This is a genomic window from Mycolicibacterium aichiense (assembly GCF_010726245.1).
Taxonomy (GTDB): Bacteria; Actinomycetota; Actinomycetes; order Mycobacteriales; family Mycobacteriaceae; genus Mycobacterium; species Mycobacterium aichiense.
The window spans coordinates 4,563,870-4,587,357 of record NZ_AP022561.1; the positions used below are offsets into that span (position 1 = coordinate 4,563,870).

23 protein-coding genes are annotated in these 23,488 nt (G+C 66.7%); 12 read left to right on the plus strand and 11 right to left on the minus strand.

Features of this window, described 5'->3' with window-relative positions; translation table 11 throughout:
* Positions 1–7 precede the first annotated feature (7 nt).
* Positions 8–1,690 (plus strand): alpha/beta hydrolase, encoded by a 1,683-nt coding sequence (locus G6N32_RS21970; protein WP_115321854.1) that lies wholly within the window; start codon positions 8–10, stop codon positions 1,688–1,690.
* On the opposite strand, the gene G6N32_RS21975 is transcribed toward G6N32_RS21970, so the two are convergent.
* Positions 1,674–2,075 carry a rhodanese-like domain-containing protein gene (locus G6N32_RS21975; protein ID WP_115321855.1) on the minus strand — a complete coding sequence of 134 codons (402 nt, stop codon included), beginning with the start codon at positions 2,073–2,075 and terminating at the stop codon, positions 1,674–1,676. The two genes, G6N32_RS21970 and G6N32_RS21975, sit on opposite strands and share 17 nt — an antisense overlap.
* A gap of 4 nt (positions 2,076–2,079) precedes the next feature.
* On the minus strand, positions 2,080–2,640 hold the full coding sequence (locus tag G6N32_RS21980) for a cupin domain-containing protein (RefSeq protein ID WP_115321856.1): 561 nt from the start codon (positions 2,638–2,640) through the stop codon (positions 2,080–2,082).
* Positions 2,641–2,818: 178 nt separating this feature from the next.
* Between G6N32_RS21980 and lpqV the strand changes: the two genes are divergently transcribed.
* From lpqV to G6N32_RS22005, 5 genes are all read left to right on the plus strand, one after another.
* The gene (gene lpqV / locus G6N32_RS21985; RefSeq protein WP_232077244.1) at positions 2,819–3,199 is read left to right on the plus strand and encodes a lipoprotein LpqV; all 381 of its coding nucleotides are present in this window, start codon (positions 2,819–2,821) and stop codon (positions 3,197–3,199) included.
* Positions 3,200–3,433: 234 nt separating this feature from the next.
* Positions 3,434–4,432 (plus strand): zinc-binding alcohol dehydrogenase family protein, encoded by a 999-nt coding sequence (locus G6N32_RS21990; RefSeq protein WP_163789385.1) that lies wholly within the window; start codon positions 3,434–3,436, stop codon positions 4,430–4,432.
* Between the two features lie 239 nt (positions 4,433–4,671).
* Positions 4,672–5,037, plus strand: a complete 366-nt coding sequence (locus G6N32_RS21995; RefSeq protein ID WP_115321858.1) for a DUF4345 family protein — start codon at positions 4,672–4,674, stop codon at positions 5,035–5,037.
* Positions 5,038–5,215: 178 nt separating this feature from the next.
* Positions 5,216–5,401: a hypothetical protein gene (locus tag G6N32_RS22000; RefSeq protein ID WP_115321859.1), complete on the plus strand. Its 186-nt coding sequence runs from the start codon at positions 5,216–5,218 to the stop codon at positions 5,399–5,401.
* An 82-nt stretch (positions 5,402–5,483) separates the two neighbouring features.
* Positions 5,484–6,542: a patatin-like phospholipase family protein gene (locus tag G6N32_RS22005; RefSeq protein ID WP_115321860.1), complete on the plus strand. Its 1,059-nt coding sequence runs from the start codon at positions 5,484–5,486 to the stop codon at positions 6,540–6,542.
* Here G6N32_RS22005 and G6N32_RS22010 read toward each other — a convergent pair.
* The 6 genes from G6N32_RS22010 to G6N32_RS22035 form a co-directional block, all read right to left on the minus strand.
* Positions 6,523–7,374, minus strand: a complete 852-nt coding sequence (locus G6N32_RS22010) for a patatin-like phospholipase family protein (RefSeq protein ID WP_115321861.1) — start codon at positions 7,372–7,374, stop codon at positions 6,523–6,525. The two genes, G6N32_RS22005 and G6N32_RS22010, sit on opposite strands and share 20 nt — an antisense overlap.
* Positions 7,371–8,594: an ankyrin repeat domain-containing protein gene (locus G6N32_RS22015; protein ID WP_115321862.1), complete on the minus strand. Its 1,224-nt coding sequence runs from the start codon at positions 8,592–8,594 to the stop codon at positions 7,371–7,373. Before G6N32_RS22015 ends, G6N32_RS22010 begins: the two co-directional genes overlap by 4 nt.
* 155 nt (positions 8,595–8,749) lie before the next feature.
* On the minus strand, positions 8,750–9,898 hold the full coding sequence (locus G6N32_RS22020) for an aromatic ring-hydroxylating oxygenase subunit alpha (RefSeq protein WP_115321863.1): 1,149 nt from the start codon (positions 9,896–9,898) through the stop codon (positions 8,750–8,752).
* A 48-nt stretch (positions 9,899–9,946) separates the two neighbouring features.
* Complete coding sequence (locus G6N32_RS22025; RefSeq protein ID WP_115321864.1) at positions 9,947–10,825, minus strand: ABC transporter permease; 879 nt, start codon at positions 10,823–10,825, stop codon at positions 9,947–9,949.
* The gene (locus tag G6N32_RS22030) at positions 10,822–11,721 is read right to left on the minus strand and encodes an ABC transporter permease (RefSeq protein ID WP_232077246.1); all 900 of its coding nucleotides are present in this window, start codon (positions 11,719–11,721) and stop codon (positions 10,822–10,824) included. Before G6N32_RS22030 ends, G6N32_RS22025 begins: the two co-directional genes overlap by 4 nt.
* Positions 11,722–11,726: 5 nt before the next feature.
* Positions 11,727–12,971, minus strand: a complete 1,245-nt coding sequence (locus G6N32_RS22035; protein WP_115321866.1) for a polyamine ABC transporter substrate-binding protein — start codon at positions 12,969–12,971, stop codon at positions 11,727–11,729.
* 135 nt (positions 12,972–13,106) lie between these two features.
* Between G6N32_RS22035 and G6N32_RS22040 the strand changes: the two genes are divergently transcribed.
* Entirely contained in the window at positions 13,107–14,483 is a 1,377-nt protein-coding gene (locus G6N32_RS22040) for an aspartate aminotransferase family protein (RefSeq protein ID WP_115321867.1), read from the plus strand.
* A gap of 25 nt (positions 14,484–14,508) precedes the next feature.
* Positions 14,509–15,651 (plus strand): ABC transporter ATP-binding protein, encoded by a 1,143-nt coding sequence (locus G6N32_RS22045; protein ID WP_115322075.1) that lies wholly within the window; start codon positions 14,509–14,511, stop codon positions 15,649–15,651.
* Here G6N32_RS22045 and G6N32_RS22050 read toward each other — a convergent pair.
* Entirely contained in the window at positions 15,648–16,301 is a 654-nt protein-coding gene (locus G6N32_RS22050; RefSeq protein ID WP_115321868.1) for a TetR/AcrR family transcriptional regulator, read from the minus strand. The genes G6N32_RS22045 and G6N32_RS22050 overlap by 4 nt on opposite strands.
* A gap of 116 nt (positions 16,302–16,417) precedes the next feature.
* Between G6N32_RS22050 and G6N32_RS22055 the strand changes: the two genes are divergently transcribed.
* Together G6N32_RS22055 and G6N32_RS22060 are read left to right on the plus strand one after the other, a co-directional pair.
* Complete coding sequence (locus G6N32_RS22055; protein WP_115321869.1) at positions 16,418–18,040, plus strand: phytoene desaturase family protein; 1,623 nt, start codon at positions 16,418–16,420, stop codon at positions 18,038–18,040.
* Positions 18,037–20,094, plus strand: coding sequence for an acetate--CoA ligase family protein (locus G6N32_RS22060; protein ID WP_115321870.1), 2,058 nt, complete (start codon positions 18,037–18,039; stop codon positions 20,092–20,094). The genes G6N32_RS22055 and G6N32_RS22060 overlap by 4 nt, the downstream gene beginning before the upstream one ends.
* Positions 20,095–20,099: 5 nt before the next feature.
* Here G6N32_RS22060 and G6N32_RS22065 read toward each other — a convergent pair whose 3' ends face one another.
* Positions 20,100–20,447: a cupin domain-containing protein gene (locus G6N32_RS22065; protein WP_115321871.1), complete on the minus strand. Its 348-nt coding sequence runs from the start codon at positions 20,445–20,447 to the stop codon at positions 20,100–20,102.
* A 19-nt stretch (positions 20,448–20,466) separates the two neighbouring features.
* Positions 20,467–21,663 carry an NAD(P)/FAD-dependent oxidoreductase gene (locus G6N32_RS22070; RefSeq protein WP_115321872.1) on the minus strand — a complete coding sequence of 399 codons (1,197 nt, stop codon included), beginning with the start codon at positions 21,661–21,663 and terminating at the stop codon, positions 20,467–20,469.
* Between the two features lie 66 nt (positions 21,664–21,729).
* Here G6N32_RS22070 and G6N32_RS22075 point away from each other — a divergent pair, with 66 nt between their 5' ends.
* Positions 21,730–22,905, plus strand: coding sequence for an acyl-CoA dehydrogenase family protein (locus tag G6N32_RS22075; protein ID WP_115321873.1), 1,176 nt, complete (start codon positions 21,730–21,732; stop codon positions 22,903–22,905).
* 164 nt (positions 22,906–23,069) lie between these two features.
* Complete coding sequence (locus G6N32_RS22080; protein ID WP_115321874.1) at positions 23,070–23,420, plus strand: hypothetical protein; 351 nt, start codon at positions 23,070–23,072, stop codon at positions 23,418–23,420.
* Positions 23,421–23,488: the final 68 nt, after the last annotated feature.

Consider the following 23,488-nt stretch of genomic DNA (forward strand, 5'->3'; position numbering starts at 1 on the left):
TGCTGACGTGACCGTCACCGAGCCGGAGGTTGTGGAGGAGCCCAAATCCGAGCCCAAGCCGGATTGGTGGCAGCGCCGCTACACGTTCACCGGAACGGCTGTCGGCCTGGTGTTCCTCGGCCTGTCCCTGAGCCCGTCGCTGCTGCCGCGCGGACCGCTGTTCCAAGGCCTGGTCAGCGGCGCCGCCGGTGCGGTCGGCTACGGGCTGGGCGTCTTTGCCGTCTGGCTGGTGCGATTCATGTTGTCGCGGCCGTCGAGCCCGCACCCGCCACGGTGGTCCTGGCCGGTGTTGGTCGCCGTCGGAGTCGTCTGGCTGGTCGTGACGATCTACTGGTTCCACGTCTGGCAGGACCACGTCCGCGACCTGATGGGTGTGCCACGGCTGCAGTGGTACAACTACCCGCAGGCCGCGATCATCGGCGTGGTCATCCTGTTCCTGTTCGTCGAAATCGGCCAGCTGGTAGGCAGACTCGTCAGATATATGGTGTGCCTGCTGAATCGGTATGCGCCACCGCGGGTTTCGGCGGTGGTTGTGGTCGTGCTGCTGCTGAGCCTGACCATCGCCGTGCTCAACGGCGTGATCATCAGGGGCGGAATGAGCTTCCTGAACAGCACTTTCGCCTCGGTGAACGACGAGATGGATCCGGACAACCCGGCTCCGAAAACCCCGCTGCGCTCCGGCGGCCCGGGCTCACTGGTCGCGTGGGACACCGTCGGCCACCAGGGCCGCACGTTCGTCGCCGGTGGGCCGTCGGTCGAACAGCTGACCAAATTCAACGGCACCCCCGCGGTCGAACCGATCCGGGCCTACGCGGGCAAGAACTCCGCCAACGGAATCAAGGCGTCCGCCGAGCTTGCGGCGCGAGAGTTGGAGCGCGCCGGCGGATTCAAGCGCAAGGTCATCGCCGTCGCGACCACGACGGGAACGGGCTGGATCAACGAGGCCGAAGCGTCCGCGCTGGAATACATGTACAACGGCGACACCGCGATCGTCAGCATGCAGTACTCGTTCCTGCCGAGCTGGTTGTCGTTCCTGGTGGACAAGGAGAACGCCCGACAGGCAGGCCAGGCGTTGTTCGAGGCGGTCGACGCACGACTGCGCGAGATGCCCGAGGCGCAGCGGCCCAAGATCGTGGTGTTCGGCGAGAGCCTGGGATCCTTTGGCGGCGAGGCTCCGTTCCTGAGCCCGAACAACATCATCGCGCGCACCGACGGCGCACTGTTTTCGGGCCCGACGTTCAACAACACGATGTGGGACTACGTCACCGTCAATCGCGACGCCGGATCCCCGATGTGGCTGCCGATCTTCGATGACGGTCAGAACATCCGGTTCTCTGCGCGCCCCGACAATCTGGGTAGGCCGGACAAGCCGTGGGGGTACCCACGGATCGTCTATCTCCAGCACGCGTCCGATCCGATCAGCTGGTGGAACCCGAATCTGCTGTTCGCCGAACCGGATTGGTTACGCGAAGCACGTGGGTACGACGTATCGCCGGATATGTACTGGATTCCGATCGTCACGTTCTTGCAGGTGTCGGCCGACATGGCGGTGGCCGTCGATGTTCCCGACGGGCACGGCCACCGTTACGTGCGCGACGTCGTCAACGCGTGGGCGTCGATCCTGCAACCGCCGGGGTGGACACCGGAGAAGACCGAGCGGCTACGCGGAATCGTCACTGCGCCGGAGTGAGTGTGCTCAGCTCGGCGAGTACACCGGCCGCGGCCAACGCCTGATAGCCGCCGACGACATCGGTGGCGCGGTGCAATCCGAGATCCTGTAACGCGGCCGCGGCCAGGCTCGAGGTGTAGCCCTCCGAGCACAGGATCACCCACTCGATGTCATCGTCGGTCGCCTGGGGCAACCGGGCCTCGCTGGTCGGGTCGGCGCGCCACTCCAGCACATTGCGTTCGACCACCAGCGCGGCCGGCGTCTCGCCTTCGGCGGCGCGTTGGGCGGCCGGTCGAATGTCGACCAGGATGGCACCTCGTCGCAGTGCCGCCGGGATCTCCTGCGCCGTCAGCCGGTGCAGTCGCGCTCGGGCGTCGGCCAGGACGCGGTCGATTCGGCTGCTCATCGGATCAGCTCCCTTCGGGTGCGTCGGTCAGCTCGGTGCGGGTGCGGCGCAACGTATTACGTTCGGTGACTTCGTAATACGACATCGCCGTCAACGGCGGCGAATACGCGTGCACACTCAGTGTGGCAGAGGCCGGGGCCGCAACGGCCGGTGCGCCGACGACGTCGTGCACCCACCCCAGCGGGAAAGCCGCCTGGTCGCCGGCGTCGAGGCGACGGCGATTCAATCGCTCACCGTCCCAACGGTATTCGTGCAGCGCGCCGGATAGCACGGTCAGCGCACCCAGCGATCCGCCGTGGTCGTGCAGCTCGGTGGTGTGGCCGGCGACCCAGCTGATCAGCCAGACGTCGAGCTCATCGTCGGCGTGCAGCCTGGTGAACCAGCGTTCGTCGCTCGGCGGGCCACCGGGGGGCAGCAGCATGTTGAATTGGCCGCGCAGTACGCCGTCGGCGTATCGATCGGTGGCGTGCATGAGGTCGGGCAACCGCAGCCGGGTGGGCGCGGAGACCGCTGGTGCGATGGACGGGAAGGTGGCAAGTGAGAGGGCAGCGCCCGAATACGGCATGACGAGAAACTTTCCGCACGTTGCAGGGTCAGATCGGGGGGTCGGCTAGTACCGACAACACTCCCTGGACCTGGTCTGCTCCGTCATGGCCGCCAGTGTTGCATAGATTGAAACGATGCGCCCCTACCGATGTCGCTCCTTGTCAGCCGCCGCGGCGTGTGTCGCGGGGGTGGCAGCCGTGCTGACGGCATGCTCATCGGGCGGCGGCGGGCAGCCCCCGTCCACGACTTCGGCGCCGTCGAGCAGCGGGGCGCAGTCGACGGAAGCGGCTGCGCCGTCGGGCACGGTCGGCACGTCGCCCGGTGGCGTCACCACCCGGATCGACGCGCCCGCCGAATCGACCGAAGAGCAATATGCGCAGGCCTGCATGGCGACGAAGAAGTGGATGGAAGCCAAGGGCGGTGAACCGGCGACGCTCATCGAACCGTTCCTCAAGGAAGTGCAGAGCAACGCGGCCCCGGGCCCGGCGACGTTCAACAGCACCTGGGGGCAGCTCTCGACGGCGCAGCAGGCCGCGGTCATCATCGCGGTGAGGGCCGCCGCCGAGGGCGGCTGCTGAGCCTTTCGATCACGGGTAGCAAAACTCGGGGCCAGGGAGCTGTAGGTCCACTCAACGTTGGCGGGTGACGTCGCTTCTACCAGGCTTTTTCAAGATTCCGGTTGAGATGGCGGACGCCGAATTACCTTTTGACGGCGGGTGGCGGTGCGCGCGTCGTCGGCGGGGCTGAGCACAGTCAGGGTCGATGCAGCCGCGCCGGGATGAAACCACCGTGCCGCGAAGTTGGGAGAAGGCATGACCGCAACGATGGCCGCCGTGGGCGCGTTCGCCGCCGACGACCTGAACGACAGCCTGCGCGATGTCACCGTCCCCGTACCGCAGCTGCGGCCCCGCGATCTGCTGGTGCGCGTGCAGGCCGTGTCGGTCAACCCAGTCGACACGAAGCAGCGCCGCGGGCTGACGCCGTCGGCGGAACCGGCGATCCTCGGGTACGACGCGGCGGGCGTCGTCGAGGCGGTCGGCCCGGCGGTCGAGACACTCGCCGTCGGCGACGAGGTCTGGTACGCAGGCGACATCACCCGCGCGGGCAGCAACGCCGAGCTGCAGGCCGTCGACGAGCGCATCGTCGCACGCAAGCCGTCCTCGCTGTCCTTCGCCGACGCCGCCGCCCTGCCGCTTACGGCTATCACCGCATGGGAATCGCTGTTCGACCGCTTCGGCCTCACGCCGGAGTCGACCGGCGACCTGCTGGTGCTCGGTGCGGCGGGCGGGGTCGGCTCGGTGATGATCCAGCTGGCCAAGGCGCTGACCGGCGTGCGGGTCATCGGCACCGCGAGCCGCGACGAGTCGCGGCGGTGGGCTGAGCGGATGGGCGCCGACGTGGTGGTCGACCACCGCCGGTTGCGGGATGAGACCCTGGCGGTGGCACCGGACGGCGTGCGATACCTGTTCTCCCCGCACTCGGCCGGCAACATCGACGACTACGCCGCGATCGTCGCGCCCTTCGGCCACATCACCGCGATAGACGAGCCCGAGGGACTCGAGCTGGTCGCGCTGAAAGCCAAGAGCATCGCGTGGCACTGGGAGCTGATGTTCACGCGGTCGATGTACGAGACGCCGGACATGATCGCCCAGCAGCGGCTGCTCGCCGAGGTGGCGGCGATGGTGGACCGCCGCGAGCTACGCAGCACCGTCACCGAGACGATCACGGATTTCTCCGCGGCCGGGCTGTGCGAAGCGCACCGCCTCGTGGAGTCGGGCCGGATGACCGGCAAGGTCGTCGTCACCCGCTGACCGCGGCGAGTCTTCATCCGCGCCGCCTGTCGTTGGGCGCCGGAAACGACCCTTCCCGTCCTTTCGATCTCGAAACGAACAGGCGCATTGCGGAATTCGAGGTCGCACACTGGACGGGCAAGGACGCGATGCGCAAGCGCACGGTAGTCAGCGACCTAGACGCCAGCCCGGCGCTCCTGGCCTGATGTGTGGGGTGCCCGTCGTCGACGCCGTCGTGGTTTCGCCCCGATACTGCCGATATGAGCCCTGTGGTGATCACCATCGTCGCCGTGTTCTTCCTCGGGATGGGTCTCTACGGCCTGGCGGCACCGGCGAGCCTCATCGAACCGTTCGGCATCGTCCTCGAGCGCCCGGAGGCACGCGCCGAGGTGCGTGCGGTCTACGGCGGCTTCGGTGTCGCGGTCGGGGGCGTACTCGGCTATGGCCTGCTGCAGCCGCAGGTTCGCACCGGCATCGTGCTCGCGGTCGCGGTGGCTCTGGCCGGTATGGCGTTCGGACGGGTGATCGCGGCGCTGTGCGGCGACCGAACGCCGTTCTATCCCAACTGGTTCTACTGCTTGGTGGAGGTGGCTGCCGCAGCAGCCCTGGCGCTGGTAATCACCTAGTCCGCCTGCCGTAGACGACTCCGGGCGCCGCGCCCAGCTGTACGTCGTGGAATCCGATTACTGCCAGCCGTCGTTCAGTTGCTGCCACCGGAATTAATTGCCTGACCTCGCGGTTTACTTCTTTGTAATTGACCGGCGAAAGCCGGCAGACGAGGAAACGAAGAAGAGGCACATCATCATGACCAAGTACGCGGTCGCGGGCCTGCTGGGCACCGCGATGAGCGCGCTCGTCATCGGCCTGGCCGCCCCGGCGGCCGCCGCCCCTAGCGGGTCCGGTGACGCCCGCGACACCACAATCGATTCGCTCGGATACACCGTTGGTGGCGACAAGCTCGGCACCATCGACGTGATTCAGCGCGACTGAGCGCGGCGCGGTGACACGCGCCACCACGGAAGGGCATCCCGAAAGGGGTGCCCTTCCGCTGTCGGTGAGCAGAATGGACCCCATGCCCGACCAATCCCCCAACTCCCGGGTCGCTCTTGCGCTCGGCAGCGGCGGCGCGCGGGGATACGCGCACATCGGCGTGATCGACGAGCTGACGCGTCGCGGCTACGAGATCGTCGGTGTCGCAGGCTCGTCGATGGGAGCTCTGGTGGGCGGCCTGCATGCGGCCGGGTCGCTTGACGAGTTCGCACAGTGGGCTCAGACGTTGACGCAGCGAGCCGTGCTGCGGCTGCTCGATCCGTCGATCACCGCGGCAGGCGTGCTGCGCGCCGAGAAGATTCTCGACGCGGTTCGCGACATCCTCGGCGACGTCACCATCGAGAACCTGCCGATCCCCTATACCGCGGTGGCCACCGACCTGATCGCGGGGAAATCGGTGTGGCTGCAGCGCGGACCCGTCGACGCCGCGATCCGCGCCTCGATCGCGATTCCCGGCGTCATCGCGCCGCACGTGCTCGACGGCAGGCTACTGGCCGATGGCGGAATCCTCGACCCGCTGCCATTGGCTCCGATCGCCGCCGTCAATGCCGACCTGACGATCGCGATCAGCCTGTCGGGCCCCGACCCGGCGGGCAGCCAGGACACCACCGAGGCCCCCGAAGTCGCCGCCAGCAGCGAATGGCTCGGTCGGCTGTTGCGCAGCACATCGGCACTGTTGGATACCAATACCGCCCGCTCGATTCTGGACACCCCTGCGGCGAGGTCGATGCTGAGCCGCTTCGGGACCAGTTCGGTGACCGACGACGGCGAGGGCGACGACGTCGAGCTGAGCAGCGACGATCAACTTATCGACAGCTCGCGTGAGGCCCCGGTCCCCAAGCTGGGCAGCTTCGCGGTGATGAACCGCACCATCGACATCGCGCAGGCCGCGCTGGCCCGCCATCAGATGGCAGCCTATCCCCCGGACCTGCTCATCGAGGTGCCCCGAACCGCTTGCCGCAGTTTGGATTTCCATCGGGCCGCCGAGATCATCGACCTAGGCCGAGAGCTGGCCGTCAAGGCACTGGACGGCTACCGTCACATCGGCCCGGAAATCATCATCACGCCAGAAACTCCGTGACGGCGGCCGCAACCCGGCGGCCCTGCTCCCGCCCGGCCAATGCCGACGGGACCCGGCAGCGCGGGTCCAGCGGATTGGGACCGAAGGCGCTCAGGGATGCATCGTCGGCGAAGACGGCAAGGGTGCGCGCACCGAAGCCGGCGATCTCGGCCGCGGTGCCGTGGGTGAATGGAGACGGCGCCGATTCGCTCGCCGGCACCAGCACCACGGCCGTCGCGCAGTCGGCGGCCACCGCGGTGTGGACCGAGCTGCTGACGCCGCCGTCCATGTAGCGCCGGTCGCCGATCGTCACCGGCGGCCAGGTACCGGGCACCGCGCAGCTGGCAGCCACGGCGTCGACGAGGTCCACCCCGGAGCTCGAGTCGAACACCACCAGTTCCCCGGTTGCGGTGTCGATGGCGGTGATCCGCAGATCTTGGTCCGGCCAATGATGTTCGGGGAGCCGCGCCTCGATCACACGTCTGCGGACCGCCTCACCGACGGTAGGCGTGTCCAGCGCGATGCGTCCGATCCGCTGAAGCTTCTCGGTCAGCTCGCCGGGTTCGGCCATCGCCGTGAGGAACAGGGCGGAGATGGCATCGATGTCCACCCCGGGATCGATCTCCGATGACGGTTCGGCGGTCTGACGTTCGAAGAGCGCTTCCAGCGACAGCGAACTGCTGATCTGCGCGGCGACGGTCGAACCGGCCGAGGTTCCCACCAGCACATCGGAACCCAGCAGACTCCGCGCGGTATCCGGCGACTCGTCGGCGATCCCGCGCAAAATGCCGGTCTCCCAGCCGATGCCGGCGATACCGCCGCCGGCCAGTATCAGGGCCCGTTTGGTGGTCACAGCGTGTGAGTCTGCCAGTTGCTCAGGTAGTCGATCGCGCCGGTCTGGTAGGCGTGCTGCGCCCATCCCAAAGGCGTCGTCCCATAGCGAGAGTCGGCCAGGTCCGGGTCCGCGCCGGCATCGAGCAGCCGGCGTATCAGGTCCAGGTCCCCGCTCCAGGCCGCGTGATGCAGCGGCGTGGCGCCGTCGGCGTCGCGGACGTTCGGGTCCTCGGGAAACGACGGTTGCACCGGCTCGGCTCCCGACACGTCGATCCCGTGGCGAGCCAGCAGGGCCAGTCGTTCTGCGAAACCATGGTCGGCGGCCCAATCGATTTGGCGCTGCCACATCTGGTCGCGGGTTTCCATCGCTTCGCCCAGGCGCTGTTCCCACGGACTCGGGCCTGCGTCCGCCAGGCCGTGGTCGAACAACAGCTCGAGGTGCGAATCATCGGATCGGAACATCCGGTTGTAGAGGGTCTGCTGGTCGACGGGATGCGCGCCACGCTCCAGCAGCAGACGAGCCAAGGCGGTAACGAACCGGTGCCGGGGTTGACGACCGGGGCCTTGCTCGCCTTCGCCGAATACTCCGGTGAGCGCCGTGAACGGCGTCGACAGGGCGCGCCACAGATAGCCGGCGTTGGGATCGGCGCCGGCATCGAGCAGCACAGTGGCTGCAGCCACGACCTCACTCTCCTTGTGCCGCAGCGGGACCCGCGAGTAGCACAGATACATCAGCGGAACCCAGCCGAAGGGGCCACCCCGTGCGCTCGCCAGTTCTGGCCGGTCCGTGAGGTGCTGGTTCACGGCCACCGGATCGGCCGCCGCTGCTGCGGCCCACACATGATGCTGCGGCACAGCAGGATTGGACTCGAGTAGTGTCGCGGCGGCCTGCCACCGTGGTGGGGCATCGGTGTGGTCATAGCGCAACGACGCGAGCGAGCAGAACTGATCGGCCGCGCCAAAGGTGGCCTCGTCGACCCCACCGGGGTCCACGGCGAGTTCGCCGGCGACCGCCATGAACTCGACGAGCGCGGGCCACCCGCTGAATCCGTACCGGCGGGCGACCGTGAGTTGCCCGTCGTGCAGCCGAAAGCGCTGCAGCGCAATGTCGGGACGGGGATGATGACGGCGGACGGCCTCGATCGCTTCGCGGTCGTCGGCCATGACCCGACGCTGCAGAGCACGGGCGTCGGAGCGCAAATGCTCCAGTGACGGATTGTCGGGCAGGCTGCTGGCCATGACGGCCTCCTCTCACGTGCCCTGCGTCCGCGAGGCCGGGCCGAGAAGGAGGTCGGTCAGGATTCACAAGCCAAAAGCAGGGAGGCTGAGCCTCTTCGAGCGGACGTCGGGCGGTCCTGCGCGCCCGAACCGCACGTTACCAGCTCCGCGAGCGGTCAGCGAGATCCCATGTAGGCCCGTGCGACCCGGGTGACGAACTGGTAGACGCCGTCCTCGTCGGGTGCCAGCGGGCCCGGCTTGGCATGCGGCGAGCTCAGCCCGCGCTGCACCGACTCGCATGCCGCCCAGTCCTGCCGGTTGGTCAGGTCCCAGAAGTCCACCGCGTACGACGGGTCGAAACCGGGCTTGTCCAGAGCTTCTCTGGGGAAGGCCCACGCGCATTCCACATGGGTGCGGTCGACGGCCAGCGGCGTCATCAGGTGGGTCATCACATAGTCCGGGTGCAGGCTCACGAGCAGGTTGGGGAACCCCACCAGATACATCACGGTGCGCAGCTCGTGCTCGGACAGACCCTTGATCGCCACCCCGCCGCTTCGCCCATTCAGCGACATCGTCTCGGCCTCGTCGATCATGCCCATCCAGCCGCCCATCCAGTCGCCGGGCAGATCGATGTTCTCACCACTGGTCGGTGGGCTGATCTTCGACAGCTCTGGGTGAATCGTCGAGCAGTGGTAGCACTCCTGGTAGTTCTCGACGATCACCTTCCAGTTCGTCTCCAGCTCGTAGGAGTGCCGCGCGACCACTGTCAGATCCTCGGTCCGGTAGGGGCCGACGACCTCTTCCAGTCCCGCGATATGCGCAGCGAAATCGCCGTCGCTACCGCTGGGGTCGACGAACAGGTAACCGTGCCAATCCACCAATGCCAGCTCGGTCAAACCGAATTCGACCGGGTCGGGCCCGCCGACGTCGTCGAAGGCCGGCGCATTGCGCAGCTCGCCGTTCAGCTTGTACGACCACGAGTGGTAGGGGCAGATGATTCCGCGCCGCTTGGCGCTCGCACCGCAGGCAAGCAACTCATGACCGCGGTGGCGGCACACGTTGGCGAACGCCCGCACCCGGCCGTCTTCGCCACGCACCAACAGGATTCCGTCCGAACCCGAACCGACCGCCTTCTGGGCGCCGACACCATCCAGATCACCGGCATGGCCCACGCAATGCCATCCGCCGAAGATGTTCTGCTTCTCCCACTCGAAGACTGCTCCGTCTACGTAGGCCTCCCGCGGCAACATCCGCGACTGCCCGAACGGGGCGAGCGCGGCCGCGAGGCCCTCGGCAGGCACCGGCGCCGGAGTCTGTTTGAACATACAGTCAGACTAGTCCGACTACCCGCGCAGGTCCAGAGATGGCGTGGCTCAGGCTTCCCCGGCGAATGCGGCGATGCCGCCGCCCGCGGTGTCGTCGCCGCGGGTCAGTCGGCGGTACACCAAGTATCCGACGGTCACCGCTATCAGCGCCGCAACCAGCAACAGCGTCGCCAGCGCGTTGAGTGCCGGGGTCGGCGCGGCACGGGCAGTGTTGTAGATCTTCACCGAAACCGGCTCGGTGGCAGAGTTTCCGGACAGGTAGCGCACCAGCACGAAGTCGTCGATGACGTCGGCGAACACCAGGACAGTACTGGCGAAGATCGCCGGAAACAGCATCGGCACCGTCACCCGCCGTAGTGCCTGCATCGGGGATGCCCCCAAATCCATTGCCGCTTCTTCATAGTGGGATCCGATCGTGGCCAGCCTGGCGCGTACCAGGACGGCCGGATACGCGATCTGGAAGGTGACCAGACCGATCACCTGCGCGGAGGTGCCCAGCCCGAAGGGCAACGCCAGCGATGTCATCACGAACAGCAGTGCGACAGCGAGCAACACCTCGGGGACGACGAACGACACCAACATCATCAAGTTGGCGCCGGCGGGCAGCCGTCCCCGCCACCGGTCGATGCCGATGGCGAACAACACACCGAGCGGCACCGTGATCAGCGTGGTGATCACCCCTAGTTTCAACGTCTGCAACAGAGCGGTGTGCAGCGACGCATCGTGCCACACCGACTTGGTCGCGTCGCCCCAGTACCAGCGAAAGGAGAAGCCCTGCCAATTGGTTCGTGACCGGCCGTCGTTGAAGGAGAAGGCCACCGCGATCAACACCGGCAGCAACGACCACACCAGATAGACGGCGGTGACCGCCGTCAGGATCCGCGGCGGCCGCCACGGATCGCGCCACCACGCCAGCGGGCCTCTCATGTGGACACCTCGTCGCCGCGCGAGGTCACGCGCACGTAGTAGAACATCGGCACCACGGTCACGATCAGCACCAACATCACGAACGCACCGGCCTGACCGGTCTGCCCGGGAGACTGCACACTGTCGTTGATGAGGTTGCCGACCATTGCCGTCTTCGGCGAGGCCGACAGCATGTCGGAGGTGAAGTAGTCACCGAGCATCGGCAGGCAGGTCAGCAGCACGGCGGCCACGATCGTCGGCCGGCACATCGGCAACGTCACCCTCCAGAACGACCCGAACCTGTTGGCGCCCAGATCCCGTGCGGCTTCCAGGGTCGCCTGAGGCAACCGGTCGAGGCCGGCGTAGAGCGGCAGAATCATGTACGGCACGTATCCGTACACCAGGCCGAGCACCACCACCACCGGCTGTCCGGTCAGCCAGTGCACATTGACGTCGAACAGGCCGCCAAAGCGCAGCAGCCGGTTCACCATGCCGTCGTCCTGAAGCAGGTTGACCCAGGCCAGCATTCGCATCATGTAGCTGATCCAGAACGGTGCGATCAACGCCGCCAGCAGCACCCCTGCCCACCGGCCCGACAGTCGCGCGGTGAAGTACGCGACCGGGAACGCGATCACCAGGCACAGGACGCTCGCCAGCACCACGTAGACCGCGGTGCGTACCAGTGCCGGCCCGTAGACGCCGTCGGCGCCGACGATGTGGGTGAGCACATAGGTGAACTGAGACGGGTCCCACTCCAACGGGTTCCACACCGGGATGGGCGTGCGGAAGATCGGATCGACCTGGCCGAAGACGATGGCCAGCACCACGTAGAGCGGCGCCAGGAAGAACACCGTGAGCCACAGCGTGCCGGGCATCGCCAGCAGAGGCCACAACCGGCTGTTGCGCACGCGGGGCACCGCGGTCAGGATCCCCCGGCCTTGAAGGCACGCCAAACATTGTGCCAGGCAGCATCATTGGCGGCGTCCAGTTCCAACAACCGGTAGCCGGTATCGAAGTACTCGGGACGCACGATTGCACTCTTCAGGTTCTCCGGGACCAGACCGTCTGCGACAAGCGAGTCCGGGTTCAGCGACACCTGCGGCGGTTGATACCCGATCTGCTTGAAGTTCTGCTTGGCCACCTCGGTCTCGAGCATGTGGTTGAGGAACAGATGCCCGAGCACCGGGTTCTTGCCGCCGCGCAGCAGGACGATCAGGTCGTTGTCCACCAGCCCTTTGCCGTCGGACGGGAACCAGTAACGCAGGATCTCCGGACCCGTCCCTTCCGGGAGGTAGTTGACCGCGTTGACGATGTCCCCCGACCACATCTGCGACAGTCCGAGCTGTCCTGCGGGCAGGTCGCTGTACATCGTGACCGTGACCTTCGGCGACGTCGCCTTCACCAGCTCGGTCAGCTGGTCACCGAGCTTCTTCAGATCGTCGGCCGAGGAGGTGTTGACGTCGGTGATGCCCATCTTCAGCAGCACCATCGCCATCGCGGTGTGCCAGTCGTCGATGACGGCAGTCTTGTTCTTGTAGGCCGGATCCCACAATGACTCGTAGGGGTTCTTCAATGCGCCGATGTCGGCGGGCACCTGGTCGGTGCGCCAGCCGATGCCGGTGGTGTACACGGTGTAAGGCACGGTGAAGCGCCACTCCTGGTCGTACCAGGGGTTGGCGAAGAACGGCCAGACATTGGTGATGTTGCCGATATAGCTGTGGTTGAGCGGACGGACCAGGCCGCCGTTCACCAGCCGGCTGATCTGGTCGTAGCTCGGGAAGTAGATGTCGTAGTCGACATTGCCGCCACGGATCTTCGTGATGGCCTCATCGGTGTCGTTGAACGTCGACACCGCCACCTTGGTGGAGTACTTGTCCTCGAACGACTTGATCGCATCCGGTGCGATGTAGTCGGCGTAGCTGTACAGCTGCAGCGTGGCACCCTTTTCCGGCGCCAGCCCGTCCGCGATCGGCTTGTTGTCGTTCGGTATATCCCACTTCACCGGGTTCTGCGGTGACGCGATCTTCAAAGTGGGGGCCGAAGTTGATTGCCCCCCTTTGGAACACGCGTCAAGGAACGCCACAAGCGCGGGAGTGCCCGCGGCCAGCAAGGCGGCCCGCTGGAGGAACTGCCGACGATTCGGGCCGGGACCGATGGGTGCTGGCATCCGCGCCTCCGTGGTTCGAGTCGTCTCGAGTCTTGATAGCTCCCTGGACTCTGACATAGACTGAACGCTCAGTCAATAGATGTCGGACGGCTTTTTCGCAGGTCCGCACGCTAATCGAGCGGAAGGTGGCCCGGAGTGGCTTCGCCGACAATCGAGAGCCAGGTTGAGGATGCGGTCGACAGACTGATCGCCGACGAGGAGAAGGTGTTTCTGGCGCGGCAGCCGCGCAGCACCGAAATGATCTGCCGTGCACGTGAACACCTCGCCGGTGGGGCGACATCGAACTGGCAGATCGCCCAACCGCAGGCGGTATGGATGAGCCACGGCGCGGGCTCGAAGGTCTACGACGTCGACGGCACCGAATACGTCGACATGCACGGGGGCTACGGGGCGTCGATCGCCGGCCACGCTCACCCCGCGATCGTCGCGGCGGTCAGCGGCCAGGTGCGCCGGGGCACGCACTTCGCCCAGCCGACCGAGGACGCGATCTGGATCGCGACAGAGCTGGCCCGCCGTTTCGATCTACCGTTGTGGCGCTTTGCCAATTCCGGCACCGAGGCCACCATGGATGCCGTGCATCTTGCCCGATCGGTCACCGGGCGAGACCTCATCATCAAGGTCGAGGGGTGCTATCACGGCCACCACGATTCGGTGCAGGTCTCGGTGCTGCCCGATGCCGACGAGGTGGGGCCGCGCGACCATCCGATCGGTGTGCCGGGCAATACCGGCATCCCGGCGGCGATCCGCGATCTGGTGGTGGTGGTCTCGTTCAACGATCCTGAGGCGGTGGCCCGGGCATTGGCCGAGCACCGCGGCCAGGTCGCCGCGATGATCTTGGAACCGGTGATGATGAACGCCGGCATCATCCCGCCCGACGACGGCTACCTGGCCGCCCTTCGCGACCTACTGCACGCCGACGGCGCCCTTTTGATCTTCGACGAGGTGAAGACCGGCTTCACCACCGGTCCGGGTGGGGTCACCGCGGCATCGGGTGTCGTTCCCGACATCGTCTGTTTGGCAAAGGCTTTGGGTGGTGGCATTTCGGTCGCGGCAATCGGTGGCACCGCTGCGGTGATGTCGGCGATCGCCGACGGCCGGTACGAACAGGTCGGCACCTTCAACGGCAACCCGCTGGCAATGGCCGCCACCAGGGCCACCCTCTCAGAGGTGCTCACACCGGCGGCATACACCCGGATGGCGTCGCTGGCCCAGCGGCTTCGCGGCGCTCTGGAGGCGACGACCGCCCGCTACGGCTACGGTTGGCACGTGGTCAGCGTGGGAGCGAAAGGCTGTGTGACGTTCAAGCGCGAGCCGGTCCATGACTTCCGCGATTTTCTGCAGATCGACGACCGATTGGGCCACCTGCACTGGCTCATGCAGCACAATGGCGGTGTGTTCCTACCACCCTGGGGCAAGGTGGAGCAATGGTTGTTGTCCGTTCAGCACGACGAGGCCGATGTCGACCGGTTCGCCGCGAATTTCGCCCGGCTGGCCGAGGCGGTGGCGGCCTGACCGCGTGCTGTCGGGACGGCCGCCGGTGACCGGCGGCGCCATCCGGCTGCATCAGCTGGCCAAGGCTTTCGACGGCGTTCCCGCCGTGACCGGTATCGACCTGGATATTCCAGCGGGACAGTTTTATTCGCTGCTCGGGGCGTCCGGGTGTGGCAAGACCACCACGCTGCGGATGATCGCCGGATTCGAGAAGCCCGACTCGGGACGTATCGAGCTCGACGGCCGCGATGTCGCGCAGGATCCGCCTCACAAGCGACCGGTCAACACCGTCTTCCAGACCTACGCGCTGTTCCCGTTCATGTCGGTCTGGGACAACGTGGCGTTCGGGCTGCGCTACCAGAAGACCCCCAAGCAGGACGTCAAACGCCGGGTCGGTGAGGCTCTCGAGCTGGTCCGGATGCACGAGTTCGCCAAACGGCGTCCCACCCAGCTGTCCGGCGGCCAGCAGCAGCGCGTCGCCCTGGCCCGTGCATTGGTTCTGCAGCCCCGGGTGCTGCTGCTCGACGAACCGCTCGGTGCTCTGGATGCCAAGCTGCGCAGGCAACTTCAGCTCGAACTGCGAGCCGTCCAGCGCGAGGTCGAGATCACGTTCGTCTACGTGACCCACGACCAGGACGAAGCGTTGACGATGAGCGACCAGATCGCCGTCCTGGCAGAGGGTCGCGTCGAACAGGTCGGTCCTCCGCAAGAGATCTACTCCGCTCCGGCAACCACGTATGTGGCCGGATTCCTCGGCGCAGCCAATATTTTCGATGCCGAGGTGCTAGAGATCAACGACGGTGCCGCGCTGTGCTCGGCACTGGCGACGCGCCTCGGCGCCACGGTGGACACCTCGTGCCGGCCCGGGCCTGCTGCAATTGTGATCCGGCCCGAGCGCATCGCACTACAGTCCCCCGATGACCCGGTGCCCCCGGGGCACAACGCGATTCGCGGCACGGTGGCCCAGGTCGTCTACCACGGCGCATCGACCCAGGTGCACGTCGACGTCGGCGGCCCGACAGCCCTTGTCGTCGACGTCCCGAACCGATACGGTCCCGGGTCAGCGGCGTACGACGCCGGAATGCCGGTCACCTGCGTGTGTTCGACGGATGCCGTGCGGGTCCTGGCCCGCAGCGCAGCGGTCGTGATCAAGGATCCGGCGGCGGATCTGGTCGCAGGCCCGGTTTAGCGCGAGCGCCGGCCCTTACCGGCCGCCACCAGCGTGCGCTTCTCGCGGGGCAGGTCCAACTCCCGCTCGGCGAACCGCATCGCGATCTCGTAGGCCAACTTGGAATCGACTTCCGGATCCTCGAGTGCCACCTGGATCGACAGGCCGTCCAGCAAAGCCGAGAACTCCAGGGCGAACATCTTCGCGTCCACGTCTGACTTCAGGTCCGCCGACTCCACGGTGTCGACGATCATCCGGCGCCAGCGCGCGTCGAGCTCCACCCGGCCCGCTTTGACTTCGTCGTGCCGAAACGCCTGCGCCCACAGATCGAACCACAGACCCCACGCGCCGGGGATCTCGTTCTCCGCCTCGGGAACACACGTCCACTGGATCAGCAGAGACAACCGTTCGCGAACCGACGGCACCTCGGAGAGCATCCGCTCGGCCGCCTCATAGAAGGATTCCTCGGAGTGGCGCAGCGCGTCGACCAGCAGCCGGTCCCGGGTGCCGAAGTAGTAGATGACCAACGCCGAGCTGACCCCGGCCCGTTTGGCCACATCAGAGATCCTGGTCTCGGAGAAGCCGCGTTCGCAGATGAGCTCCGCTGCGGCGCGCAACATCTGGATGCGCCTCGCCTCATTGTTCTCGGTCGCGGGTGCGGGATCTGCCATCTCGTCGTACTCCCCTCAGCGGCTCCGGTGCCGACTCTTGTTGAAAGCCTAACACTCGATTAGATTGAACAGTCAGTCAAAGCCTGCCCCGGACGGGCGGACGGAAGTGGAGCGTCATGTCGAACACCTACGACGCCATCGTCATCGGCGGCGGTCACAACGGGCTGGTTTCGGCGGCCTACCTCGCGCGCTCGGGCGCCAACACCGTCGTGCTGGAATCGCGCGCTTCGCTCGGCGGCGCGGCCACCACCGAGGCGCCGTGGGAGGACGCGCCACATCTGCGCGTCACCAGACTGTCCTATGTGATGAGCCTGATGCCACCGACGATCGTGCGGGATCTGAGCTTGGAACGGCACGGCTACAAGGTGCACCCGATGGGCCCGTACTACCAGGCGTTTCCAGAAGGCGGGTCACTGACCATCTACGAGGACGACCCGGCCCGCACCTACGAGCAGCTGGCCAAGTTCTCCAAGAAGGACGCCGACACCTGGCCGAAGTGGAACGCGTGGCTCGAAGGTATCGCCGACGTCATGGGGCCACTGCTGACCCAGGTGCCACCCAACATCGGATCGCACAAGCCGTCGGATCTGTTCGAGCTCGCGAAACTCGGCTGGAGTCAACGCGGCATGACGACCCGGATGATGGGAGATGTCACCCGACTGCTCACCATGAGCATCGCCGATCTGCTCGACGACTGGTTCGAATCACCGCAAATCAAAGGCGCTCTGGCCGTCAACGGTGTGATCGGCACCTGGGCCGGACCGTATGAGCCCGGCACCGCCTATGTGATGGCGCACCACTCCATCGGCGACGTCGGCGACGGCCAGCTCGGCAGCTGGGGCTACCCGGAGGGCGGCATGGGTGCGGTCTCGGAGGCAATCGCCCGGTCGGCCAGGAGCTTCGGCGCAGAGATCCGCACCAAGGCCAGGGTCTCCCGAATGCTGGTGCGGGGCGGCCGAATCGAGGGCGTCGTGCTCGACAACGGCGACGAGCTGCGCGCACCCCTGGTCGTCACCACGTTGCACCCGAAAACGGCGTTCCTGGACCAGATTCCGCGCACCGAGCTGCCTGCCGAGTTTGTCGCCGATATCGAACACTTCAAGACCAGAAGTGGCGTGGTGAAGATCAACCTGGCCTTGGCTGAGCTGCCGAACTTCACCGCCGATCCCAGCGACGGGCAGGCCGAGCACCACACCGGATCGGTTGAGATGGCGCCCACGATGGAGTACATCGAGGCGGCATTCCAGGACGCTCGCGTCGGCAAGCCCGCGCTGATGCCCTTCAGCGACGGCGTCATTCCCACGACTCTGGACAAGACACTCAATCCCGATGGCACGCACATCATGTCGCTGTTCACCCAGTGGGTGCCCGCGGACTGGGCGAACGAACCGCACACCGCGGAGCTGGATGCCTACACCGATCGCCTGATCGACCTGTACGACCAGGTGGCACCGGGCTTCAAGTCCTCGATCCTGCATCGCGACATCGTCGGGCCGCATGAGATGGAACAGGAGTACGGCCTCATCGGTGGCAACATCTTCCACGGTGAGTTGTCCCTGGAGCAGTTGTTCCACATGCGACCCGCACCGGGCTACGCCGACTACCGCACGCCGATCGCCGGGCTGTACAACGGCAGCTCCGGCACCCACGCGGGCGGCGGAGTGTGCGGTATCCCCGGCTGGCAGGCGGCGCGAGCCGCACTGGCGGACACGAAGAAGAAGCGCTTCCGCAGGCGATGAGCGACAGCCGGCGGGGCTGCGTCGCCACCATGCTGGAGGCCCGCTCGGTGGCGCTCGTCGGGGCCTCGGCGAAACCGGGCAGCTTCGGGGAGCGGATGATCATCGAAGCTCGCCGCAGTTCGGCGCGAATGCATTTGGTCAATCCTCGCTATGAGCGCATCGATGGTGTCACCTGCGCCCCGTCGCTGGCCGCGCTCGACGAGCCAGTGGACCTGGTGCTGCTCGGAGTACCCGACACCGCGCTGCTGGCAGAGTTGAACAATGCGGCCGCAGTGGGCGTGAAGTCGGCGGTCATCTTCGGCTCCGCCCACGGTGCACCGCTGCGCAGGGCCGTAGCACAGGCCGCCACCGACGCCGGGATGGCAGTGTGCGGCGCGGGGTGCATGGGCTTTGTCAACAATGTCACCGGCCTGCGCGCGCTCGGCTATCTGGAAACGGATCCTCTTCCGTCGGGCGGTGTTTCGCTGGTCACCCACTCAGGCTCGGCGTTCTCCACCATCCTGCGGGCGTCGCGCGGCTTCGGGTTCCGCGTGGCGATCTCCTCAGGCCAAGAACTGGTCACCGACACCGCCGACTACCTGGACTACATCGTCGAGGACCCGGGCACGACGATGATCGCCCTGCTGCTGGAGACCCCGCGGTCGGTGGGACGGCTGCGAGCCGGGCTGCGCCGTGCGGCACAGCGCGACATCCCCGTGGTGATCCTGCCGGTCGGCCATTCCCCGCGCGGGCGCGCGATGGTCGCTGCCCACTCTGGTGCGCTGGCCGGCGACGCGGCCGGTTGGCAGGCATTCTGCGCCGACACCGGCGCGATCCGGGTCACCGACATGGCCGAGTTCGTGGACACCATCGAACTTTTCGAGGCCGGCCGTCGACGACGCCCCGGCTCGCGCGGCATCGCCACGGTGCACGATTCCGGGGCCGAACGTGCACTGTGCGCCGACTTGGCACATGAGTTGGCGGTGGATTTCGCCGAACTCGCCACCCCGACGTTACGCACACTCGCAGAACTGCTCGACGACGGGTTGTCCCCCGGTAACCCCCTTGACGTGTGGGGTACCGGCGCCGATACCCGCGCGTTGTTCAGCGGTTGTCTGCGGGCACTGGTCGATGATCCAGGCGTGGCGGTGACCGCATTGGCCGTCGACCTGGTCACCGAGTTCGACGACGACACCGCCTACCCCGATGCGATGCTCGACGTCGCCGCCGGCACCCATGCCCCGCTTGCGGTGCTGGCCTCGGTACCGTCGGCGGTGGACGGCGCTACAGCAGCGGGTCTGCGGCACAACGGCATTCCGGTCCTCGAAGGCGCCCGCAGCGGCATCGCGGCCCTTGGCCACCTGGCCCGCTGGCCGCTGCCGGTCTCGACGGCACTCCCCCACATCGACGCCCAGCGGGCACAGCGCTGGACGGCCGAACTGACCGCGGCCGAGTGGAACGCGCCGGCCGCCTTCCGGCTGATGGCCGACTACGGCATTCCGGTCACCCGTTCATATTCCGCACACACCGTCGCGGAGGTGCTCGCCGCCGCGGATGCCGTCGGCTACCCGGTGGTGCTGAAAACACTCGGCGCCGCGCACAAGAGCGATGTCGGCGGAGTCGTGCTCGGCATCGGTGACCGCGAATCGCTCGGGGTGGCTTACGAAGAGATGGCCGAGCGGTTGGGATCCGACGTCAGCGTCGACGCGATGGCCCCTGCGGGTGTCGAGATTTCGCTCGGTGTGGTGCGCGACGACAACTTCGGCCCGATGATCGTGGTCGCCGCCGGCGGCACGCTGGTCGAGCTGCTGGCGGACCGCGCGGTCGCCTGTCCGCCGATCAGTCGGGACACTGCCCGCGAGCTGGTTCAGTCATTGCGCAGCGCGCCGTTGTTGATGGGCTGGCGAGGCGCACCCGCGGCCGACGTCGACGCCCTTGCGGACGCTATCGTCGGATTCTCGCAGCTGGCAATCGAACTCGGTGAGCACCTCGATGCCGTCGAAGCCAACCCGGTGATCGTGTCTGCGACCGGTGTGGTGGCCGTCGACGCGCTCGTCATCCCGCGCGCTCGGTGATCGAATCAGAACATCGCGTAAGCCTTGCGCAGCGTCTCGTGGATCACCCATGTGCCGGTCCAGCCGACCGGGAAGACCGCGAGATCGCCGGCGCCGACGTCGCTGGGCTCGCCACCGTCGGGGGTGACGGTCATCCGTCCGGACACCACGTAGATCATCTCGTTGACCTCGAGCGTCCAGTGCGACGGACCGGGGGCGCACTGCCAGATGCCTGCCGACTTGTCGCCATCGACCCACACCTCCACACCGTGCGTCGCCATCGGGTCGCCGGTGGCCTCCTCCAGCGGGCCCCAATCCTCGAGTTCGGCGTCGGCCGCCTGGGCCAGGACAGTGGTCAGCACAGCAGCGGTCATGGGAGAAAGCCCTTTCGTGTCAGGCGTGTTCGGGAAACGGCAGGGAGATCGGTTCAGGCTCGAGCCGGCTGTTGCCGTCGGCATCGAAGCGGTCCAAACCGAGGTCGGTCAGATCCAGCCAGTCACACCCACCCGTGAGCGTGAGGTCCGCGGCTGCCTCCGCGACCGCCGGACCCCACATCATGCCGTGCCCGGCCGGGCTGGCCACCACGGTGCCGTCCACCGCACCATCGTCGGCCAGCAGCGGACCCAGTATCGGCAGATGATCTCCGGTGTAGTCGATCGTCGCCGCCCATACGCGCCGCAGCCCCAGTCCGCGCACCGCGGGAAACAGCGACTCGATGCGTGCCAGCGCCTTCTGGTAGTAGCTCCAGTCGAACTCGGTTGCCTCGCCGGGACGTTCGGCCGGGTTGCTCATCCCCCATAGCACGCCGCCGAATTCGCCAGGACGCCAGTAGATTCCCTCGCTGACGTCGAACACCATAGGCAGTTCGTCGATGTCGGCGTCACGCAGCGGTTCGGTGACCACGACCTGGTGCCGGGTACCCCCCGCCGGGATGCGCCCGCCCGCCGTAGCGCCGACCTCACCGAGCATCGGACCACCGGTGAGCACCACGCGGCCGGTGTCGACCGGACCCGCTGTTGTGTCGACGCCGACCACTCGGCCCTTGGCAACCCGCAGACCGGTGAAGGCGCAGTGTTCCCGGACATCCACTCGGTGTGCGGTCAGCGCGGCGGCGTAGGCCAGGACGTTGCGTGGCGCGTTGATGTATCCGTCGCCGGGTGCGTATGAGCCGCCTGCAGTCACCCCGGGCGTCAAACCCGTGTGCCGGTCGTCGATATCGGAACTGGACAGCCATTCCACGGCGAGTCCGAGTCGGCGCTGCAACGCAATCCGATCGTGGGCCTGTTGCACTTCGGCATCGGTGAAGCACGGCATCAGATAGCCCTGCGCCACGAAGCCGCAGTCCAACGGATAGCGGTCCCCGCTGGTGGAGTAGAACTCCTGGCTGCGCAGCCCCAGCCGGATCGCGGTCTCGGTGCCGCCTTGTGCGCGCACCATTCCGGCGGCGCGGCTGCTGGCCCCGTCACCGAGTGTCTGCGCCTCCAGGAGCACGACCCGGCCTGCGCCGCGTTCGGCCAATTGCACGGCCGTCCACGCCCCGACTGTTCCACCACCGACGACCACGACGTCCGCACTGCGACTGCTGGCCATACCTCAAGACCGTGGCATAGACTGAACGCTCAGTCAAGAGCTTCCAGCGAGCGGAGAGCACCGCGAATGTACGGGTTGACAGCCGAAGACCTGCGGATCCGGGACACCGCCCGCGAATTCGTCGAGACCCTGATCCCCTACGAGGTGGATGCCGAGATGGCCGGCGGCCAGCTGCCCAAGGAGCTGACCGCCGCGCATCACGCCAGGGCGATCGAACTGGGCCTGTACGCCACCAACATGCCCACCTCGGTGGGCGGTCCGGGATTCACTGCGCTGCAACAGGTTCTGGTCCAGGAGCAGGTCGGCAAGGTCACCAACGCGATCGCCTGGGTGATGCACACCCCGCCGCAATGGTGGGCCGAGGTGGCCACCGAATACCAGAAGCAGCGCTGGCTACTGCCCGCGGTGCGTGGCGAGAAGCACGAGGCGTATGCCATCACCGAGGAGTTCGCCGGCTCCGATGTGTCGGCATTGGAGACTACCGCGCGCCGCGAGGGCGACGAGTACGTGATCAACGGGATCAAGTGGCACGTCACGTCGTTCAACTTGGCCGAGTACGTCTTCGTTCAGGCTGTTCTGGTCGGCGGTCCGCACGAGGGTGACCACGTGCTGCTGGTGGTGGATCTGCCCTGGCCGGGCGTGGAGGTGGTGCGCACCCCGCACTATTCACACCACATTCCCGACGAGCATCCGATCGTGTCGTTCACCGATGTCCGCGTTCCGGTCAGTCACCTGGTCGGCGCCGAGGGCGAAGCTATGACGTTCACCCAGGACTGGTTTCGGTTCGAACGGCTCATGGTGGCGTCGCGCTGCGTGGGCGCCGCTCAACGCCTGGTCGACGAGATGACCACGTTCGCAACGGATCGCATGGTCGACGGCAAACCGCTCGGCGACTACCAGTTGGTGGCCGGCATGCTCGCCGACAGTGCCACCGAGCTGTTCGCCGCGCGCAGCATGCTCTACGAGGTGGCCCGCGGTATCGACGCCGGGCTCGACCGTAAGGCACTGCACGGGCAGGCCTCGATGGCCAAGTTGTACTGCTCGGAGATGGCCGGCCGGGTCGCCGATCGGGCGGTACAGATCTTCGGCGGGCGCGGATACATGCGGGAGAACGTCGCCGAGCGGATGTTCCGCGAGCTGCGGGTGGAGCGAATCTGGGAGGGCGCCAGCGAGATTCAGCGGATCATCATCGGGCGCCAGCTGATGCAGCGCGGGCCCGCGGCGTTGCTGAACGCACGCTGATCAGTTCCGCAACCGTTCACCTCCGATCTTTATTCATGCTGCACTGCACGTAACAACTGCTACTTATCCCCCAGCTGCGAGCGTCGATACGGCGAGCCCTCTTGCCTTTGATGCATACATACGTACATTATTGTATGTAACATAGCGCGGAGGGAGTCATCGTCATGGCGTTAGACGTCGCCGGCACCACCGTGTACGAACGCTCTGGCGCGCTGGGCATCTGGGCCTTGACCGTCTTGGCGGGCGCCACCATATTCAGCGCCCCTGCGCCGTCGTTGCACCAAGCACCTGCAGATCCGGGTCCGCTGATCGTGAACACGAGCGATACGCCATCGCCGGATGTCAGCGTCATCGTCATTTCCCATGCAGCACCCGGCAGTGATCCCGATTTCGCCGCGGCAGCAGCCATCGCAGCGGCGGGGGTACGCGGGGATCAGAGGCCGGCGAGATCCCCTCTCGTCTCGAAGATCCGGCAGGTCCTGCTCGGTCCCCTATTCGACACCGCGAGGCGATGAGCACCAGGTAATCGGCGGGCCCAAGTCCGCACGATCGACGGTGCCTGACCAGAAGGCGAGAAGTCTCG

Excerpts from the sequence above, each read along its gene's own strand:
- G6N32_RS21975 (WP_115321855.1), bottom strand. The coding sequence starts at position 2,075 with ATGAGCAGCCGAATCGACCGCGTCCTGGCCGACGCCCGAGCGCGACTG.
- G6N32_RS21980 (WP_115321856.1), bottom strand. The coding sequence starts at position 2,640 with ATGCCGTATTCGGGCGCTGCCCTCTCACTTGCCACCTTCCCGTCCATC.
- G6N32_RS21990 (WP_163789385.1), top strand. The coding sequence starts at position 3,434 with ATGACCGCAACGATGGCCGCCGTGGGCGCGTTCGCCGCCGACGACCTG.
- G6N32_RS21995 (WP_115321858.1), top strand. The coding sequence starts at position 4,672 with ATGAGCCCTGTGGTGATCACCATCGTCGCCGTGTTCTTCCTCGGGATG.
- G6N32_RS22000 (WP_115321859.1), top strand. The coding sequence starts at position 5,216 with ATGACCAAGTACGCGGTCGCGGGCCTGCTGGGCACCGCGATGAGCGCG.
- G6N32_RS22005 (WP_115321860.1), top strand. The coding sequence starts at position 5,484 with ATGCCCGACCAATCCCCCAACTCCCGGGTCGCTCTTGCGCTCGGCAGC.
- G6N32_RS22015 (WP_115321862.1), bottom strand. The coding sequence starts at position 8,594 with ATGGCCAGCAGCCTGCCCGACAATCCGTCACTGGAGCATTTGCGCTCC.
- G6N32_RS22020 (WP_115321863.1), bottom strand. The coding sequence starts at position 9,898 with ATGTTCAAACAGACTCCGGCGCCGGTGCCTGCCGAGGGCCTCGCGGCC.
- G6N32_RS22025 (WP_115321864.1), bottom strand. The coding sequence starts at position 10,825 with ATGAGAGGCCCGCTGGCGTGGTGGCGCGATCCGTGGCGGCCGCCGCGG.
- G6N32_RS22035 (WP_115321866.1), bottom strand. The coding sequence starts at position 12,971 with ATGCCAGCACCCATCGGTCCCGGCCCGAATCGTCGGCAGTTCCTCCAG.
- G6N32_RS22050 (WP_115321868.1), bottom strand. The coding sequence starts at position 16,301 with ATGGCAGATCCCGCACCCGCGACCGAGAACAATGAGGCGAGGCGCATC.
- G6N32_RS22055 (WP_115321869.1), top strand. The coding sequence starts at position 16,418 with ATGTCGAACACCTACGACGCCATCGTCATCGGCGGCGGTCACAACGGG.
- G6N32_RS22060 (WP_115321870.1), top strand. The coding sequence starts at position 18,037 with ATGAGCGACAGCCGGCGGGGCTGCGTCGCCACCATGCTGGAGGCCCGC.
- G6N32_RS22065 (WP_115321871.1), bottom strand. The coding sequence starts at position 20,447 with ATGACCGCTGCTGTGCTGACCACTGTCCTGGCCCAGGCGGCCGACGCC.
- G6N32_RS22070 (WP_115321872.1), bottom strand. The coding sequence starts at position 21,663 with ATGGCCAGCAGTCGCAGTGCGGACGTCGTGGTCGTCGGTGGTGGAACA.
- G6N32_RS22075 (WP_115321873.1), top strand. The coding sequence starts at position 21,730 with ATGTACGGGTTGACAGCCGAAGACCTGCGGATCCGGGACACCGCCCGC.
- G6N32_RS22080 (WP_115321874.1), top strand. The coding sequence starts at position 23,070 with ATGGCGTTAGACGTCGCCGGCACCACCGTGTACGAACGCTCTGGCGCG.